This is a genomic window from Buttiauxella cochleicola, assembly GCF_021283185.1.
GTDB classification, from domain to species: Bacteria; Pseudomonadota; Gammaproteobacteria; order Enterobacterales; family Enterobacteriaceae; genus Buttiauxella; species Buttiauxella massiliensis.
Window position 1 is genome coordinate 1 of the sequence record NZ_JAJSOS010000024.1, and the last position, 17,370, is coordinate 17,370.

General features: G+C 48.5%; 18 protein-coding genes, 1 pseudogene and 1 other annotated feature. Of the genes and pseudogenes, 8 read left to right on the top strand and 11 right to left on the bottom strand.

All coding sequences use genetic code 11. The features are described from left to right. The coding region (locus tag LVQ76_RS21985) for a hypothetical protein (RefSeq protein WP_232922455.1) at positions 1-260 on the top strand (260 nt) is incomplete at its 5' end. 1 nt (position 261) lies between these two features. On the opposite strand, the gene clpB is transcribed toward LVQ76_RS21985, so the two are convergent. The 3 genes from clpB to rluD form a co-directional block, all read right to left on the bottom strand. Then, positions 262-2,835, bottom strand: coding sequence for an ATP-dependent chaperone ClpB (gene clpB / locus LVQ76_RS21990; RefSeq protein ID WP_134184218.1), 2,574 nt, complete (start codon positions 2,833-2,835; stop codon positions 262-264). Positions 2,836-2,965: 130 nt separating this feature from the next. After that, positions 2,966-3,697, bottom strand: coding sequence for a purine nucleoside phosphorylase YfiH (gene yfiH / locus LVQ76_RS21995; protein ID WP_232867040.1), 732 nt, complete (start codon positions 3,695-3,697; stop codon positions 2,966-2,968). Continuing rightward, positions 3,694-4,674 (bottom strand): 23S rRNA pseudouridine(1911/1915/1917) synthase RluD, encoded by a 981-nt coding sequence (gene rluD, locus LVQ76_RS22000; protein WP_064513180.1) that lies wholly within the window; start codon positions 4,672-4,674, stop codon positions 3,694-3,696. The genes yfiH and rluD overlap by 4 nt, the downstream gene beginning before the upstream one ends. Before the next feature lie 130 nt (positions 4,675-4,804). Here rluD and bamD point away from each other — a divergent pair, with 130 nt between their 5' ends. The 4 genes from bamD to pheA all read left to right on the top strand — a co-directional run bounded on the left by bamD (position 4,805) and on the right by pheA (position 7,569). After that, positions 4,805-5,542 (top strand): outer membrane protein assembly factor BamD, encoded by a 738-nt coding sequence (gene bamD, locus LVQ76_RS22005; RefSeq protein ID WP_151996101.1) that lies wholly within the window; start codon positions 4,805-4,807, stop codon positions 5,540-5,542. Positions 5,543-5,814: 272 nt separating this feature from the next. Continuing rightward, positions 5,815-6,153, top strand: a complete 339-nt coding sequence (raiA, locus tag LVQ76_RS22010; protein WP_064513185.1) for a ribosome-associated translation inhibitor RaiA — start codon at positions 5,815-5,817, stop codon at positions 6,151-6,153. Between the two features lie 106 nt (positions 6,154-6,259). Then, positions 6,260-6,387, top strand: a sequence feature (Phe leader region). After that, positions 6,261-6,308 carry a pheA operon leader peptide PheL gene (gene pheL / locus LVQ76_RS22015; RefSeq protein WP_193216298.1) on the top strand — a complete coding sequence of 16 codons (48 nt, stop codon included), beginning with the start codon at positions 6,261-6,263 and terminating at the stop codon, positions 6,306-6,308. (Overlaps the previous feature by 48 nt.) A gap of 21 nt (positions 6,388-6,408) precedes the next feature. Further along, positions 6,409-7,569 (top strand): bifunctional chorismate mutase/prephenate dehydratase, encoded by a 1,161-nt coding sequence (pheA, locus tag LVQ76_RS22020; RefSeq protein ID WP_232867042.1) that lies wholly within the window; start codon positions 6,409-6,411, stop codon positions 7,567-7,569. A gap of 29 nt (positions 7,570-7,598) precedes the next feature. On the opposite strand, the gene LVQ76_RS22025 is transcribed toward pheA, so the two are convergent. The 3 genes from LVQ76_RS22025 to aroF form a co-directional block, all read right to left on the bottom strand. Beyond that, positions 7,599-8,474: an SMP-30/gluconolactonase/LRE family protein gene (locus LVQ76_RS22025; RefSeq protein ID WP_232922456.1), complete on the bottom strand. Its 876-nt coding sequence runs from the start codon at positions 8,472-8,474 to the stop codon at positions 7,599-7,601. Positions 8,475-8,549: 75 nt separating this feature from the next. Next, the gene (tyrA, locus tag LVQ76_RS22030) at positions 8,550-9,671 is read right to left on the bottom strand and encodes a bifunctional chorismate mutase/prephenate dehydrogenase (protein ID WP_232867046.1); all 1,122 of its coding nucleotides are present in this window, start codon (positions 9,669-9,671) and stop codon (positions 8,550-8,552) included. Between the two features lie 11 nt (positions 9,672-9,682). Next, a complete protein-coding gene (gene aroF, locus LVQ76_RS22035; protein ID WP_034457310.1) occupies positions 9,683-10,753 on the bottom strand; it encodes a 3-deoxy-7-phosphoheptulonate synthase AroF in 1,071 nt (356 codons plus the stop codon). A gap of 268 nt (positions 10,754-11,021) precedes the next feature. Here aroF and LVQ76_RS22040 point away from each other — a divergent pair, with 268 nt between their 5' ends. Further along, complete coding sequence (locus tag LVQ76_RS22040) at positions 11,022-11,393, top strand: DUF2799 domain-containing protein (RefSeq protein WP_232905481.1); 372 nt, start codon at positions 11,022-11,024, stop codon at positions 11,391-11,393. Between the two features lie 57 nt (positions 11,394-11,450). Here the strand turns inward: LVQ76_RS22040 and rplS are convergent, their stop codons facing one another. The 5 genes and pseudogenes from rplS to ffh all read right to left on the bottom strand — a co-directional run bounded on the left by rplS (position 11,451) and on the right by ffh (position 14,946). Then, positions 11,451-11,801: a 50S ribosomal protein L19 gene (gene rplS / locus LVQ76_RS22045; RefSeq protein ID WP_064513203.1), complete on the bottom strand. Its 351-nt coding sequence runs from the start codon at positions 11,799-11,801 to the stop codon at positions 11,451-11,453. 40 nt (positions 11,802-11,841) lie between these two features. Then, positions 11,842-12,610 (bottom strand): annotated as a pseudogene (gene trmD, locus LVQ76_RS22050) (tRNA (guanosine(37)-N1)-methyltransferase TrmD). A 45-nt stretch (positions 12,611-12,655) separates the two neighbouring features. Next, entirely contained in the window at positions 12,656-13,204 is a 549-nt protein-coding gene (rimM, locus tag LVQ76_RS22055) for a ribosome maturation factor RimM (protein WP_064513207.1), read from the bottom strand. 18 nt (positions 13,205-13,222) lie between these two features. Beyond that, positions 13,223-13,471 (bottom strand): 30S ribosomal protein S16, encoded by a 249-nt coding sequence (gene rpsP, locus LVQ76_RS22060; RefSeq protein WP_064513208.1) that lies wholly within the window; start codon positions 13,469-13,471, stop codon positions 13,223-13,225. A gap of 113 nt (positions 13,472-13,584) precedes the next feature. Next, positions 13,585-14,946: a signal recognition particle protein gene (gene ffh, locus LVQ76_RS22065; RefSeq protein ID WP_232867049.1), complete on the bottom strand. Its 1,362-nt coding sequence runs from the start codon at positions 14,944-14,946 to the stop codon at positions 13,585-13,587. A gap of 172 nt (positions 14,947-15,118) precedes the next feature. On the opposite strand from ffh, the gene LVQ76_RS22070 reads away from it, so the two are divergent. Then, positions 15,119-15,907, top strand: coding sequence for a cytochrome C assembly family protein (locus LVQ76_RS22070; protein WP_151996096.1), 789 nt, complete (start codon positions 15,119-15,121; stop codon positions 15,905-15,907). A 26-nt stretch (positions 15,908-15,933) separates the two neighbouring features. Beyond that, complete coding sequence (locus LVQ76_RS22075; protein ID WP_151996095.1) at positions 15,934-17,223, top strand: HlyC/CorC family transporter; 1,290 nt, start codon at positions 15,934-15,936, stop codon at positions 17,221-17,223. The last annotated feature ends 147 nt before the right edge of the window (positions 17,224-17,370 follow it).

The following is a 17,370-nucleotide window of genomic DNA, read 5'->3' on the forward strand; positions in this document are numbered from 1 at the left end:
AGGTGGCGTATATTACGCTTTCCTCTTTCAGAGTCAAGCGTTTATTTTCGCTTTTCATCTGGCTGACAAGCCGGTTTGTAAGCCGTTGTGCCGTGTCAGTGGAGGCGCAGTATAGGGATTTTCTGGGAGCTGACAAGTATAAAATTCAAAAAACTTATCGATCGATTGTTTTTCATTCAAAATACATATCAAGGGCTCACTATCGCCTGGTTTTTAAACAAAAACGAGCCCCTCAGGGCCCGTTTTTGTCTTTTCTGTGACTTACTGCACTGCCACAATATGATTATCTTTTACTGTCAGATGCACTGTTTTACCAGGAATCAGCTCTCCAGAGAGGATTTGCTGAGCCAGCGGGTTCTCTATTTGCTGCTGGATAGCGCGTTTCAACGGTCTTGCACCATATACTGGGTCGTAACCATTCTCGCTAAGCAGCTTCAACGCATCCTCAGAGATAGTGACTTCATAGCCACGCTCTTCAAGGCGTTTATACAAACGCTGCAACTGAATCTGCGCAATAGAAGCTATGTGTTGCTCACCTAATGGGTGGAATACCACGACTTCATCTATACGGTTGACGAACTCTGGCCGGAAGTTCTGACTAACAACACCAAGAATCAGATCCTTCATATGACCGTAGTCCAACTCGCCGAAGCGCTCCTGAATTAAGTCAGAACCCAGGTTAGACGTCATAATCACAACCGTATTACGGAAGTCGACCGTTCTCCCCTGCCCATCAGTCAGACGTCCGTCGTCCAGCACCTGTAATAAGATGTTGAACACATCTGGATGTGCCTTCTCAACTTCATCCAACAGAATGACAGAGTAAGGACGACGACGAACAGCTTCTGTCAGATAACCGCCCTCTTCGTAACCAACATACCCAGGAGGGGCACCGACCAAACGAGAGACCGAGTGTTTTTCCATAAACTCGGACATATCGATACGTACCATTGCGTCATCGCTATCAAACATAAAGTTTGCCAGCGTTTTGCACAGCTCAGTTTTACCAACACCGGTAGGCCCAAGGAACAGGAACGAACCAATCGGACGATTTGGGTCAGACAAACCAGCACGGCTACGACGAATTGCGTTTGATACTGCCTCAACAGCCTCATTCTGCCCGATAACACGAGTATGAAGTTGTTGCTCCATTCTCAGCAGTTTGTCTCGTTCACCTTCCAGCATTCGAGCCACAGGGATCCCAGTCCAACGTGCCAGCACTTCCGCAATTTCTGCGTCAGTCACTTTGTTACGCAGCAGCCGCATGGTTTTGCCTTCACTCTGAGTTGCAGCCGCGAGCTGTTTCTCAAGCTCTGGAATCTTCCCATACTGCAATTCAGACATACGAGCCAGATCGCCTACGCGACGAGCCTGTTCAATGGCAATTTTTGCCTGTTCCAGCTCCGCTTTAATCGTCTGCTCACCAGAAAGTGAAGCTTTCTCAGCCTTCCACTCTTCTTCCAGTACTGAATATTCACGTTCTTTCTGCCCTAATTCTTCCTCAAGCATACTCAAACGTTTTTGGCTCGCTTCGTCAGACTCTTTCTTCAATGCCTGCTGTTCCAGTTTTAGCTGGATGATTCGGCGATCAAGACGGTCTAACTCTTCTGGCTTCGAGTCAATCTGCATACGAATGCTGGAAGCCGCTTCATCGATAAGGTCGATGGCTTTATCCGGCAACTGACGATCGGCAATATATCGATGCGATAGAGTCGCAGCCGCAACAATAGCCGGGTCAGTAATCTGCACATGGTGGTGCAGTTCGTAACGCTCCTTCAACCCACGCAAAATTGCGATGGTATCTTCGACTGAAGGCTCTGCAACGAACACTTTCTGGAAGCGGCGCTCAAGTGCTGCATCCTTCTCTATATATTGGCGATATTCATCAAGCGTTGTCGCACCGACACAGTGCAACTCACCGCGCGCCAGTGCAGGCTTAAGCATGTTACCTGCATCCATTGCGCCATCGGCTTTACCTGCGCCAACCATTGTGTGCAGCTCGTCAATAAATAGAATGACGTTACCTTCCTGTTTAGAAAGGTCGTTCAGTACACCTTTAAGACGCTCTTCAAATTCACCACGATATTTCGCGCCCGCCACCAGCGAACCCATATCCAACGCCAGTACACGACGCCCTTTCAACCCTTCAGGCACTTCACCATTAATAATGCGCTGTGCCAGGCCTTCAACAATGGCTGTTTTACCAACGCCTGGTTCACCGATGAGTACCGGGTTGTTTTTGGTACGCCGTTGCAATACTTGAATAGTGCGGCGAATTTCTTCATCACGGCCAATCACTGGATCAAGCTTGCCCTGTTCTGCACGCTCGGTCAGATCGACGGTATATTTTTTCAATGCCTGACGTTGGTCTTCGGCACCTTGATCATTCACGTTTTCGCCTCCACGCATTTGTTCAATTGCTGCTGTCACATTTGCCGTGGTAGCACCTGCTGATTTCAATAAATCAGTTAATGTTCCGCGCGATTCAAGTGCTGCCAGAACAAATAACTCAGACGAAATGAAGTTGTCATTTCGTTTTTGCGCCAGTTTGTCACACAGGTTTAATGCACGGACTAAATCCTGCGAAGGCTGGACGTCACCGCCCGTTCCTTCAACTTGTGGTAAACGGCTTAAAGCTTGCTCGATATCCGTACGTAACTTGCCAGCATTAACACCAGCAGAGGTCAGTAACGGACGCACAGATCCGCCTTCCTGATTGAGCAGTGCGCTCATCAAGTGAAGGGGTTCGATAAATTGGTTGTCTTGCCCGAGAGCTAAGGATTGGGCATCAGCGAGAGCAAGCTGGAATTTATTAGTAAGACGATCCAGACGCATAACTCCTCCCATATACAGGTCAAATTTGCTACTGGAGATTAAATGAGGTCATCCCTCAATTATTCAAGGTTAATGACCTGAAATATTTGGAGCGTTAGTTACCCGCACTGGATCGTCTTGATTCGATAGGTTATATCAGCCAAATGAAACTTGCCATACGGCCTGTGGTTCTGTCGCGTCGATATGAGAAAAAATCACCCGCTTCGCTGTAAGTGCAACGGTCACCACCATAAATATGGTTAATACCCGCGGCAGACAAGCGTTGGCGTGCCAACGTGTAGATGTCAGCGATGTATTTTTCCCCTGACGGGCGAAATGCGCTATCAGCCTGAAGATCTTTAGCCATAAACGCTTCACGCACTTCAGGGCCGACTTCAAATGCTTCAGGGCCGATAGCCGGGCCAAGCCATGCGATGATATTTTCTGGCGCATCTTTAAAACAGGCGATGGTTTCTTCAAGCACACCTTCGCACAAACCACGCCATCCCGCATGAGCAGCAGCAACCTCAGTTCCTGCCTTATTACAGAATAGCACTGGCAAACAATCTGCAGTCATTACTGCACAAACGGTGCCCGGTGTTGAGCTATAAGAAGCATCAGCGCGCTTAGACAAATATGGCCCGCCCGTGAGTTTTAACACTTCTTTACCGTGTACCTGCTCTAACCAAACAGGTTTTGAAGGCAACGACGCAGCAGCGTAAAAAAGACGGCGGTTTTCTTCGACATCATCCAGGTTATCACCGCAATGGGCTCCCAGATTAAGCGAATCGTAAGGCGGTTGACTCACACCGCCAATACGTGTCGAACTGCAAGCAGCCACTCCTTCAGGGAGCGGCAACTGCGGGACGATCAATTTGCTCATAGCCAGTCCAGTTGATCCTTATGGATTTCTGTATCAGCACGCAATGCTTCAATCAGCTCAACCATATCCTGAGGAATCGGCGCATGCCACTCCATCAACATACCGCTGATCGGATGGTGAAGACGTAACATGGTTGCATGAAGAGCCTGGCGGTCAAACTTACGCAGCACGCTAACAAACTCTTCCGACGCACCTTTTGGCGGGCGTGGACGGCCACCGTAAAGCTGATCGCCAACTAATGGATGAGTGATATGCGCCATGTGCACACGAATCTGGTGAGTACGACCTGTTTCCAGACGCAGACGCAGACGAGTGTGTACGCGGAAATGTTCCATGATTCGGTAATGCGTAACCGCTGGCTTACCCATAGGATGCACAGCCATATGGGTGCGCTTGGTCGAATGGCGGCTGATTGGCTCGTCTACCGTGCCACCCGCAGTCATATGACCAATCGCAACTGCTTCATACTCACGCGTGATTTCACGTAATTGCAAAGCTTCAACCAGGTGAGTTTGCGCAGGAACAGTTTTCGCAACAACCATCAAACCAGTCGTGTCTTTATCCAGACGATGCACAATACCCGCACGCGGTACATCAGCAATCGGTGGGTAGTAATGCAATAGTGCATTCAGGACGGTCCCATCAGGGTTACCCGCACCAGGATGCACAACGAAATCACGCGGTTTGTTAATCACCAGAATATCGTCATCTTCATAGACGATATTGAGCGGGATATCTTGTGGTTCCCAGCGCGCATCCTCTTCGATTTCAGCGTTGATAGTGACGCTTTCGCCACCCAACACTTTCTCTTTCGGTTTGTCGCTGATATTGCCATTGACCAGCACACGCTGATCAAGAATCCATTCTTTTATACGCGAACGTGAATAATCCGGGAACAATTCGGCCAAAGCTTGATCTAAGCGTTGACCGAGTTGAGATTCGGACACAGTTGCGGTGAGTTGTACTAGTTGTGCCATAGACAGCTTCTTCGTTAACGTTGGGTTTTACGGCAATGCCGTTTAATATAGTGTGCTATTGTAGCTGGTCTTTATCGGGAGCTGGTACTGCGAGCCTCCCGGATAACATTCTGAGGAAAGTCAAAACGTCATGACGCGTATGAAATATCTGGTGGCAGCAGCCACGTTGAGCCTGGCTTTGGCTGGTTGCTCCAGTTCCAAGGATGAGGTTCCTGATAATCCACCTTCTGAGATCTATGCGACTGCGCAGCAAAAGTTGCAGGACGGTAACTTTAAAGCGGCGATAACGCAACTGGAAGCGCTGGATAACCGTTATCCGTTCGGGCCTTACTCGCAGCAAGTGCAGTTAGATCTTATTTACGCTTACTATAAGAACGCTGATTTGCCACTGGCTCAGGCAGCGATTGACCGCTTTATGCGTCTTAATCCAACCCATCCAAACATTGACTACGTACTTTACATGCGTGGTCTGACGGACATGGCGTTGGATGATAGCGCATTACAAGGCTTCTTTGGCGTCGATCGTTCAGACCGAGATCCTGCTCATGCGCGTGATGCTTTCAACGATTTCTCTAAGCTGGTTCGCGGTTATCCGAACAGCCAGTATGTCACCGATGCCACCAAGCGTCTGGTGTTCCTGAAAGATCGTTTAGCGAAATATGAGCTTTCAGTGGCGCAATACTACACTAAACGCGGCGCGTGGGTTGCAGTAGTTAACCGTGTCGAAGGAATGTTGCGTGATTTCCCTGATACTCAGGCCACGCGTGATGGTCTGAAATTGATGGAAAATGCTTACCGTGAAATGCAAATGCCAGCCCAGGCTGACAAAGTTGCAAAAATTATCGCGGCTAATAGCAGCAACACCTGATTCACCAATTTATCAAAACAAAATGGCAGCCATATGGCTGCCATTTTTATTGCCTGAAATACGTAAACTGAAACGGTTTAGCGTCAGGTCATCCAATCAAATATGGACGCTATTTTTCACTTCCACAAGCTTTAAAAACAGAGATCCTGTCCTGTCTCACAAAAAGGGTTTGCTGACAAAAAGTGACAAAATAATGTGACTTTCATCACACATTTTGACATTCAGAAAGGTATGCTGGAGTTACCAAGACGGGAATGACAAGAGGTAACTTTATGACAATGAACATTACCAGCAAACAAATGGAAATCACCCCAGCTATTCGTCAGCACGTCGCAGACCGTCTAACAAAACTGGACAAGTGGCAAACTCATCTAATTAATCCACACATTGTTTTGTCCAAAGAACCGAAAGGTTTCGTGGCTGATGCCACCATTAATACGCCAAATGGCCAGCTCGTAGCGAGCGCCAAACACGATGATATGTATACGGCTATCAACGATTTGATCAACAAACTGGAGCGGCAGTTGAATAAAGTGCAACACAAGGGTGAAGCGCGTCGCACAGCAGGTTCAGTGAAAGACGTTGCTATCGCGGAAGTTGAAGAAGAGTAATCAATTTAGCCTTATCAACCATAACAACGCGCCTCCGGGCGCGTTTTTTATTGACAGAGCGAAAACAGACCGGGTACCTTACTTGTCTGACTAATCAGGAACCAACTATGAAATTATTTCCGTTTTTCTTCGCATTCTTTTTTACCTTCCCCTGAATGGGAGGCAATTCGTCGTGTGATAAAGAATGCGAAGACGAACAAACAAGCCTCCCGAAACCCGGGAGGCTTTTTTTATGGAATTCGAAAAGGTAGCGATATGAGTGAGACAAACCCATTGCTGGCACTGCGCGATAAAATTAGCGCCCTGGATGTAAAACTGCTGGCATTGCTGGCAGAGCGTCGCTTATTAGCTGTAGAAGTAGGCAAAGCTAAGCTTGCCACTCACCGCCCGGTGCGAGATATAGACCGCGAGCGGGACCTACTCGAGCGTCTGATTGCACTGGGTAAAACCCATAATCTGGATGCTCATTACATAACTCGCCTGTTCCAGCTAATTATTGAAGACTCCGTCCTGACCCAGCAAACGTTATTGCAGCAGCACCTTAATAAAACGAATCCACAATCAGCACGAATTGCATTCCTTGGCCCAAAAGGTTCTTACTCTCACCTTGCCGCTCGCCAGTATGCCGCCCGACACTTTGAACAATTTATTGAAAGCGGCTGTGCAAAGTTTCACGATATCTTTAATCAAGTCGAAACTGGTCAAGCAGATTACGCAGTCGTGCCGCTAGAGAACACCAGTTCTGGAGCAATTAACGATGTCTATGATTTGTTGCAGCACACCAGTTTATCCATCGTTGCCGAGATGACTGTGCCTATCGATCACTGCGTGTTGGTTAAAGGCACTACTGATTTAGACACTATCCACACTGTGTATAGCCATCCGCAGCCTTTCCAGCAATGTAGCCAGTTCATCAATCGCTACCCAAACTGGAAAATTGAATATTGTGAGAGTACTTCTGCAGCCATGGAGAAGGTTGCTCAGGCGAACTCACCTCATGTCGCGGCATTAGGTAGCGAAGCAGGTGGCGCGCTGTATGGCTTACAAGTTCTGGAACGTAACCTGGCAAATCAGACGCAAAACATTACTCGTTTCATCGTCCTGGCTCGCAAAGCTGTTGAAGTGACTGACCAGGTTCCAGCTAAAACAACATTGCTGATGGCAACGGGTCAGCAAGCTGGTGCACTTGTAGAAGCGCTTCTGGTTCTGCGTAATCACAATCTGATTATGACAAAACTGGAATCTCGGCCGATTAACGGTAACCCGTGGGAAGAGATGTTTTATCTGGATGTTCAGGCAAACCTGAACGATGAAGCAATGCATAAAGCCCTTCGCGAGCTTGGCGAAATCACCCGCTCGATGAAAGTACTTGGCTGTTATCCAAGTGAGAACGTGGTACCTGTCGACCCGGCGTAATACTGGCAGTAAGCCAGCGTTATGCTGGCTTACTGATTTTCTTTAAACTTCAGTTTTGGCATTCCCGCCACTGCGACTTCAAGCGTAAAAATCGCGCCGGACAGTGGCCTTTCCGCGACTTCAGCATCATCCATATTTTCTCGCGTAGTTGTGATGAATAGCGTTTTCATATCATCACCACCAAAACACACCATCGTTGGGCAGCGTACGGGCAACTGATATTCTTCAAGTACATCACCATCAGGCGATAAACGCGCAATGCGGCAACCGTCAAACAAAGCCGTCCAATAGCAACCTTCTGCGTCAATTGCCGCACCGTCAGGAATCCCCTGCCCCAACTCAAAACGTTTAAACACTTCACGCTTGCCCGGTTCACCTTGTTCATCTAACGGAGTTCTGTAAATCACGCGGTTCGGTGTGTCTGATGTGAACATCCATTTTTTATCTGCACTAAACGCCAGACCATTAGCACCATGGATATCATGCTGGATGACGTGCGATGTCAGATCGCTATCCACACGGCAAAGCAATGCACCGTTGTAATCACCCGGTCCCCAAAATGTTCCGGCATAAAAACGCCCATCCCGGTCAGTTCCCCCATCATTAAAACGAGCTAATGCCGGGTTATTAGGGTTGTCACAGACTTTGCGAGTAATAAGTCCGGTGCGGTTGGTCAAATAAATTCCGCTTCGCAGCGCGACAATAAAACCGCCCGTTTCGCATAATGCAAAACATCCAACCTCCTCGGAAAACTGAATCACATCGTGTTTTTTGCTTTCGATGTTATAGCGATGCATTTCGTTTTCGAGAATGTCCGTCCAGTAGAGGCAGTTTTCCTCAGCACTCCAGGTTGGGCATTCAGGTAAGTGACCGATGTAATCGAACAGAACTTGCGGCTGTGCCATTTCTCTATCCTTTTCGCCAATAAAAAAAGCCAACGAGTTTCCCCGATGGCTTTCAATTATAAAACGTTTTCACCGTTACGGACGGCTGTCATTTGCCTGGCGTAATAAAGTGCGGCTTTCACTCTGGAAGCGCTGTGCGTAATCGCCAAACCAGTGCTCAACCTTACGGAAGCTGTCGATAAACGCTTGCTTATCACCATGTTCCAGTAAGCCAATCGCCTCACCAAAGCGTTTGTAGTAACGCTTGATCAGATCCAAATTGCTTTCTGAGGACATAATAATGTCTGCATAGAGTTGCGGGTCCTGAGCAAATAAGCGCCCGACCATTGCCAGCTCCAGGCGATAAATCGGTGAAGAAAGCGCCAGCAACTGCTCAAGCTGAACATTCTCTTCCGCCAGATGCAGGCCATATGCAAAAGTTGCAAAGTGGCGCAGCGCCTGAATAAACGCCATATTCTGATCGTGTTCAATGGCCGTTGAGCGATGTAAACGTGCGCCCCAAACCTGAATCTGCTCCAGGAACCACTGATACGCTTCCGGCTGGCGACCATCACAATAAACAACGACTTGCTTCGCAAGGCTCCCACTATCAGGCCCAAACATCGGGTGTAACCCGAGAACCGGGCCCTGATGTGCAGCCAGCATGGCTTGCAGAGGACCGTTCTTCACCGATGCCAGATCAACCAGAATACAGTCATCAGGCAAACGCGGAAGCTGAGCAATAACCTGCTCAGTAATATGAATCGGGACGCTGACAATCACCATACCTGCATCAGCCATCAACTCAGGTGCTTTAGCCCAGTCTTCTTTTTCAAGAATTCGAACCTGATAGCCAGACAGCATGAGCATTTTTTCAAACAAGCGCCCCATCTGCCCACCACCACCGACGATAACAACCGGGCGCAGAGCAGGAAATAGCGTTTTAAATCCTTTGTCATTCTCGCTTGAGTAAGACTCTCGCATTACGCGGCGCAGTACGTCTTCAATCAGATCAGGTGGAACCCCTAACGCTTCAGCTTCTTTACGGCGAGAAGCCAGCATTGCCGCTTCTCGTTCCGGCACATAAATCGGTAAACCGTACTGGCTTTTGACTTCGCCAACTTCCGCTACCAGTTCAAGGCGGCGTGCCAGTAGCCCCAGCAACGCCTTATCCACTTCGTCAATTTGATCGCGCAGCGCGGTCAATTCAGCCACCATAGTAAAACCTCTTATGCCTGACGCGCCGCAAGTGTACCGTTCAGATCCTGATGAATCTCGCGCAGTAAAGTCTCAGTGGTTTCCCAATCGATGCATGCATCTGTTACAGAAACGCCATACTTCATTTCGCTGCGAGGTTGTTCTGAAGATTGATTACCCTCGTGGATATTACTTTCAATCATCAGACCAATAATCGAACGGTTACCATCTTTAATTTGAGCGACAGCTGATTCAGCTACACCCGGCTGGCGGCGGTAGTCTTTGTTTGAGTTGCCATGGCTGCAATCTATCATCAAGGCTGGGCGGAGTCCTGCCTGTTCCATCTCTTTTTCACACTGCGCAACATCTGCCGGGCTGTAGTTAGGTGCTTTGCCGCCACGTAAAATCACATGACCATCAGGGTTACCCTGAGTTTGCAGTAAGCAAACCTGGCCTGCCTGGTTAATACCGACAAAACGGTGTGGCATAGATGCGGCGCGCATTGCATTAATTGCGGTGCCCAGGCTGCCATCAGTACCATTTTTGAAGCCAACCGGCATTGAAAGGCCTGAAGCCATTTCACGGTGAGTCTGGGACTCAGTAGTACGCGCACCGATTGCCGACCAGCTGAACAGATCACCCAAGTATTGCGGGCTATTTGGATCAAGCGCTTCGGTTGCCAGCGGCAGCCCCATGCTCACCAACTCTACAAGCAATTGACGAGCAATTTTCAAACCGCCTTCGACATCAAACGAGCCATCCATGTGCGGATCGTTGATAAGCCCTTTCCAGCCCACAGTAGTACGTGGCTTTTCAAAATAGACGCGCATCACGAGGTACAGACTATCGCTAACTTGTTCAGACAACGTTTTAAAACGACGAGCATATTCAATCGCGGTTTCCGGGTCGTGGATCGAGCAAGGTCCACACACCACTAACAGACGAGGATCACGGCCAGCGATAATGTTGGAAATCGTCTGACGAGACTGTTCTATCTGCGCTTCTTGAGCGGCTGTCAGCGGGAACTCTGCTTTCAGTTGATCCGGAGTGATTAATACTTGTTCGTCAGAAATATGAACGTTGTTCAGCGCGTCTTTTTGCATGATGGCGATCCTGTTAGCTCGTTTGCGATAGTCGTTTCCTCAGTGAGGATGCGACTACATTACCAGTTTTAGTAAAGATTGCAATCCATATTACGTAAACAATACGTTACACAACTAAAATAATTGCCGATTAAAGCACATCAAACACCGATAAATGTAAAGTTAATTATACACACATACATAAACACGCTTCTTTTTCGCGTAAACATGCATTCAATGAAATAGCCTCTATGCTCAGAGAATACTCTTTGAAACGGATATTCCCACCATGCGTTACATCGTCTTAGTTCCGATCTTATTTCTGTCAGCCTGTTATGTTGATCCGTACACACATGCTCCCACCCCTGAGCCTACCGACTGGTATCAAGCCGGCTGGGACGATGCAATGTCAGGGCAACCTGTCAGAAGCAATCTGGTTATTTCACATATGCATAATGATGAGAATGTGGACCGTCAGGAATGGTTGAAGGGATATGCAGAAGGACAGCAGAGAATTTGCGATCCGAAGTTCTTACTAATTCTGGGGCAAAGCGGAAAGTCATTTCCTGGCAGTTGTGAGAGCTTACCAGATGTTGCTGAGCGCCGAGCCCAATGGGAGAAAGGAAGCAATGAAGAGTTTCAGCGCTCATTTTTGCGCTAGACAAAAAAAGGGCTGCCAGATGGCAGCCCTTGATATGGATGTCGCGCTAGCGAAATCTTACTTAGTCAGACGCTCTTTAATACGAGCAGACTTACCAGTGCGCTCACGCAGGTAGTACAGTTTAGCTTTACGAACGGCACCACGACGTTTAACAGCAATGCTGTCGATTACTGGGGAGTGAGTCTGGAATACACGCTCAACACCTTCGCCGTTGGAAATTTTACGAACAGTGAATGCAGAGTGCAGACCGCGGTTACGGATAGCAATAACCACGCCCTCAAATGCCTGCAGACGTTTTTTAGAACCTTCAACGACCCATACTTTCACTTCCACGGAATCACCCGGACGGAATGAAGGTACATCCTGTTTCATCTGTTCTTGTTCAATTTGCTTAATAATGTTGCTCATAATTTTGTCTCTTATCCTGGGTAAACTGATAATCGGGGGCTTACGCCATCCCATCATGTTTATGTTGCTGTATTTGCGTGTTCCCGTTGGAACTCCGCCAGCAACCTTGCTTGCTCTTCAGTCAGAGCCAGGTTTTCCAGAAGTTCAGGTCTTCTAAGCCAGGTACGGCCCAGCGACTGTTTCAGGCGCCACCGGCGAATCTGAGCATGGTTTCCCGACAGTAAAACTGGCGGAACCTCCATGCCTTCTAACACTTCAGGACGGGTATAGTGTGGGCAGTCCAACAATCCATCGACAAACGAATCTTCGATTGCTGATGACTGATGCCCCAAGACTCCCGGAATAAACCGAGAAACTGAGTCAATCAGTACCATTGCTGGTAATTCACCACCACTGAGAACGTAATCGCCGATTGACCATTCTTCATCAATTTCGGTTTGGATTACGCGCTCATCTATCCCTTCATAACGACCACAAACCAGAATTAACTTCTCATTTGTTGCCAGTTCACTGACGCCTTCTTGATCAAGCTTGCGTCCCTGAGGTGACAGATAGATAACCTTAGCACCTTCCCCTGCCGCTGCTTTCGCTGCGTGGATGGCTTCCCGCAAAGGATTTACCATCATGAGCATACCCGGTCCGCCGCCGTAAGGACGATCGTCCACGGTACGGTGCCGGTCATAAGTGAAGTCACGTGGACTCCAACTCTGGATGCTCAGCAGGCCATTTTTTACAGCCCGGCCAGTTACCCCGAAGTCGGTAATTGCGCGGAACATCTCTGGAAACAGGCTAACTACACCAATAAACACAAGCCAATCCCCATTACGCCGACTTTTACCGTTAATCCGGAGGTTTTAAAAACCAGGATCCCAATCTACTTCAATCGTTTGAGTAGCGAGATCGACTTTCTTGATAACCTGCCCATCGAGGAACGGAACCAGCCGCTCCTTGATACCGAACGCATCTTTCAGGTTTGCCTTAATGACGAGAACGTCATTTGAGCCGGTTTCCATCATGTCGATGACTTTACCGAGCTGATATCCTTCAGTAGTGACAACCTGGCAACCCATAAGGTCTTTCCAGTAGTAGTCACCCTCTTCGAGATGAGGCAATTGCGTTGAATCGACGACAATTTCGCAATTGGTCAGAAGATTCGCGGCATCCCGGTCGTCAATGCCTTTCAGCTTGATGACCAGATCCTGATTGTGGTGCTTCCAGCTTTCCAGCTGTACTTGCTGCCACTGACCCGCCTTCTGGATAAACCAGGGCTGATAGTCAAAAATGCTATCGGCGTCTTCGGTGGAAGAAAACACTCTGAGCCAACCACGAATCCCATAGCAGGAACCCATCTTGCCCAACACGATTGGGTTAACAGGAGCCTTTACAGCGAGTTGATTGCTCATCATGACCACCGTGACAGATTAAGCTGCTTTTTTTGCTGCTTTGATCAGCGCAGATACGCGATCAGAAACGGTTGCGCCTAAGCCAACCCAATGCTCGATACGATCCAGATCCAGGCGAGTTGCCTCGTCTTTTTCACCAGCGATAGGGTTGAAGAAACCAACGCGCTCGATGAAGCGACCGTTACGTGCATTACGGCTGTCAGTAACAACAACCTGGTAGAACGGACGCTTTTTAGCGCCGTGACGTGCTAAACGAATAGTTACCATAACATCCTCTTTAGTGAATAAAACATCGGGCCCCATCGAGGGATGGAGCCCGGTGTCATATTAAAAGCCCGAAAATTTTACTCATTTCGGCGCAAAATGCAATCTAAATGAGCTTAACGACCTGGGAAACCTGGTGGCATCATACCTTTCATGCCGCGCATCATTTTCGCCATTCCGCCTTTCTTCATCTTTTTCATCATGCGTTGCATGTCGTCGAACTGCTTGAGCAGACGGTTGACATCTTGCACCTGCATACCCGCACCCATCGCGATACGACGTTTACGTGAACCTTTGATAATCTCTGGCTGCGCACGCTCTTTGAGCGTCATGGAATTAATAATGGCTTCCATACGCACCAGGACTTTGTCATCCATTTGCGACTTAACGTTATCCGGCAATTGCCCCATTCCTGGCAATTTGCTCATCATACTCGCCATGCCACCCATGTTTTTCATCTGCTTGAGCTGGTCAAGGAAATCGTTGAGATCAAACCCATCGCCCTTTTTCAGCTTGCTGGCTAATTTCTCAGCCTGAGCACGGTCAACTTTGCTCTCAATATCTTCGATAAGCGACAGAACATCGCCCATTCCCAGAATACGAGAGGCAATACGATCCGGGTGGAAAGGCTCCAGCGCTTCTGTTTTCTCACCCACACCGAGGAATTTAATCGGCTTGCCGGTAATATGACGGATAGACAGAGCCGCACCGCCACGTGCATCACCATCGACTTTCGTCAGTACGACGCCAGTCAGTGGCAATGCTTCGTTAAAGGCTTTAGCTGTATTTGCCGCATCCTGGCCGGTCATGGCATCGACAACAAACAGGGTTTCAACTGGGTTAATCGCAGCATGAACCTGTTTGATTTCATCCATCATCGCTTCGTCAACGTGCAAACGACCGGCGGTATCCACCAGCAGCACATCAAAGAATTTCAGCTTCGCTTCTTTCAGCGCCGCATTAACGATATCAACAGGCTTTTGGCCGACATCGGACGGGAAGAAATCGACACCGACTTGTTCAGCCAGCGTTTCCAACTGTTTGATCGCCGCAGGGCGATAAACGTCGGCAGAAACCACCAGCACTTTCTTTTTGTGCTTCTCGCGCAGGAACTTACCTAATTTCGCGACGCTTGTGGTTTTACCCGCACCTTGCAAACCCGCCATCAGCACAACGGCTGGCGGCTGTGCTGCAAGATTCAGGCTCGCATTCTCTTCGCCCATCGCTGCAACTAATTCGGCGCGAACGATTTTGACGAATTCCTGACCCGGAGTCAGGCTTTTGTTAACTTCATGACCAACCGCTTTTTCTTTTACGCGGCTGATAAAGTCACGCACAACCGGTAGCGCAACATCTGCTTCCAGCAATGCCATGCGCACTTCGCGCAGAGTTTCTTTTACATTCTCTTCAGTCAGCCGCCCGCGGCCGCTGATATTGCGCAATGAGCGCGACAGACGGTCAGTTAAATTATCAAACATTGTCTTTTGCCTAACGTGGTAACTTAGGGCCGCAGCTTGCGACACAAAACAGAATTTGGCGGATTATAACATGAAGCCGCCTTTGGTGTGATGCAACGGTTAGAGTTGGAGCAGGCGGCAGGTAACGTTATACTGGTTTTTTTCTTCTCTGGCTAATTGACCGACACTTTATATGCCTGTTTTCGCCATCCTTGCGCTTGTAGCCTATTCCTGCAGCCTCGCGCTGATCATCCCGGGCCTGCTGACAAAAAACAGCGGGTGGCGCCGTTTCGCCATTATATCGGCCGTTATAGCACTTGTAAGCCACGGTGTGGCGCTTGAGGCTCGGATATTTGCCGCCGATGGAGGTCAGAACCTCAGTTTACTTAACGTCGGCTCGCTTGTCAGTTTGATGATATGTACCGTGATGACAATTGTGGCATCACGCAATCGAGGTTGGCTGCTGTTACCAATTGTTTACGCTTTTGCCTTAATCAATCTGGCACTTGCCACCTTTATGCCTAACGAATTCATCACACACCTTGAAGCTACACCAGGTATGATGGTGCATATTGGTTTGTCACTCTTTGCTTACGCTACGCTGATAATCGCAGCACTTTACGCGTTGCAACTTGCCTGGATTGACTATCAGCTCAAGAACAAAAAACTCGCCTTCCGAGCTGAAATGCCGCCGTTGATGAGCATTGAGCGCAAAATGTTTCACATCACTCAAGTCGGCGTTGTACTACTGACGTTAACCCTTTGTACCGGTCTGTTTTATCTGAAAAATCTTTTCAGCCTGGAAAATGTCGACAAAGCGGTATTGTCGATTCTCGCGTGGTTTGTCTACATCGTTTTACTTTGGGGACACTATCATGAAGGTTGGAGAGGCCGCCGTGTAGTCTGGTTTAACGTCGCTGGTGCTGCAATTCTGACACTCGCCTATTTTGGTAGCCGCGTCCTGCAACAATTTGTCGGCTAATATTGTCTTTTTAAAGGAACACCCTTTTGGAACAGATCTCAACGACTACGTTGATTGTCACATTGATCATCATGGTAGTCGTTTCAGCGTACTTCTCCGGCTCTGAAACCGGCATGATGACGCTTAACCGTTATAAGTTGCGCCATCTTGCCAAGCAAGGTAACCGCGCCGCTAAACGGGTGGAAAAACTTCTTCGTAAACCAGACCGCCTGATTAGCCTGGTATTAATTGGCAATAACCTCGTCAATATTCTGGCCTCAGCCATCGGCACCATCGTCGGCATGCGTTTATACGGCGATGCTGGCGTTGCTATCGCCACCGGTATCCTCACCTTTGTGGTGCTGGTCTTCGCTGAAGTTTTGCCAAAAACTATCGCCGCGCTGTATCCAGAAAAAGTCGCCTTCCCAAGCAGCTTCCTGCTCGGCCCACTGCAAATCCTGATGATGCCCCTGGTGTGGTTACTGAACATCATCACGCGTATGTTGATGCGCCTTATGGGGATCAAAAACGTCAGTACCGTAAGTAGTGCACTTAACAAAGACGAATTACGTACACTGGTGCATGAATCACATTCGAAGATTTCTCGCCGCAACCAGGACATGCTGCTTTCCGTGCTCGATCTGGAAAAAATCAGTGTCGACGACATCATGGTGCCGCGTAATGAAATTGTTGGCATCAACATCAACGACGACTGGAAATCCATTGTTCGCCAACTGACACACTCTCCACACGGGCGCATCGTGCTTTACCGCGATACGCTGGATGATGCAATCAGTATGCTGCGTGTGCGCGAAGCCTACCGTCTGATGACGGAAAAGCAGGAGTTCACCAAAGAAACTCTGTTACGCGCCTCTGACGAGATTTATTTCGTACCGGAAGGCACACCGCTCAGCGTGCAACTGGTTAAATTCCAGCGCAATAAAAAGAAAGTCGGCCTGGTGGTCGACGAATATGGTGATATTCAGGGGCTGGTCACTGTAGAAGACATTCTTGAAGAAATTGTCGGTGATTTCACTACCTCCATGTCACCAACGCTTGCTGAAGAAGTGACGCCGCAAAACGATGGTTCCGTGATTATTGAAGGCAGCGCTAACGTTCGTGAAATCAATAAAGCCTTCAACTGGACACTGCCAGAAGACGAAGCCCGCACCGTAAACGGTATGTTGCTTGAAGAGCTGCAAGAGATACCGGCTATCGACACTCGCGTGCGCTTAAGCAACTACGATATTGATATTCTTGATGTGCAAGACAACATGATTAAGCAAGTGCGAGTGACTCCGGTGACGCCACTGCGACAAAGTGTTGAACAGAAATAGAAACAAAAAAGCCAGCCCTGAAGGCTAATGCCGATCGTTTAAGGATCAGTTGACCGATCCGGTGGCTCGTGTAAAAAGGGTTCATGCACAACATGGACCCTTTTTAAATGGAACTTTCACAAGCTCTCGGTATTATCAATCTCACTG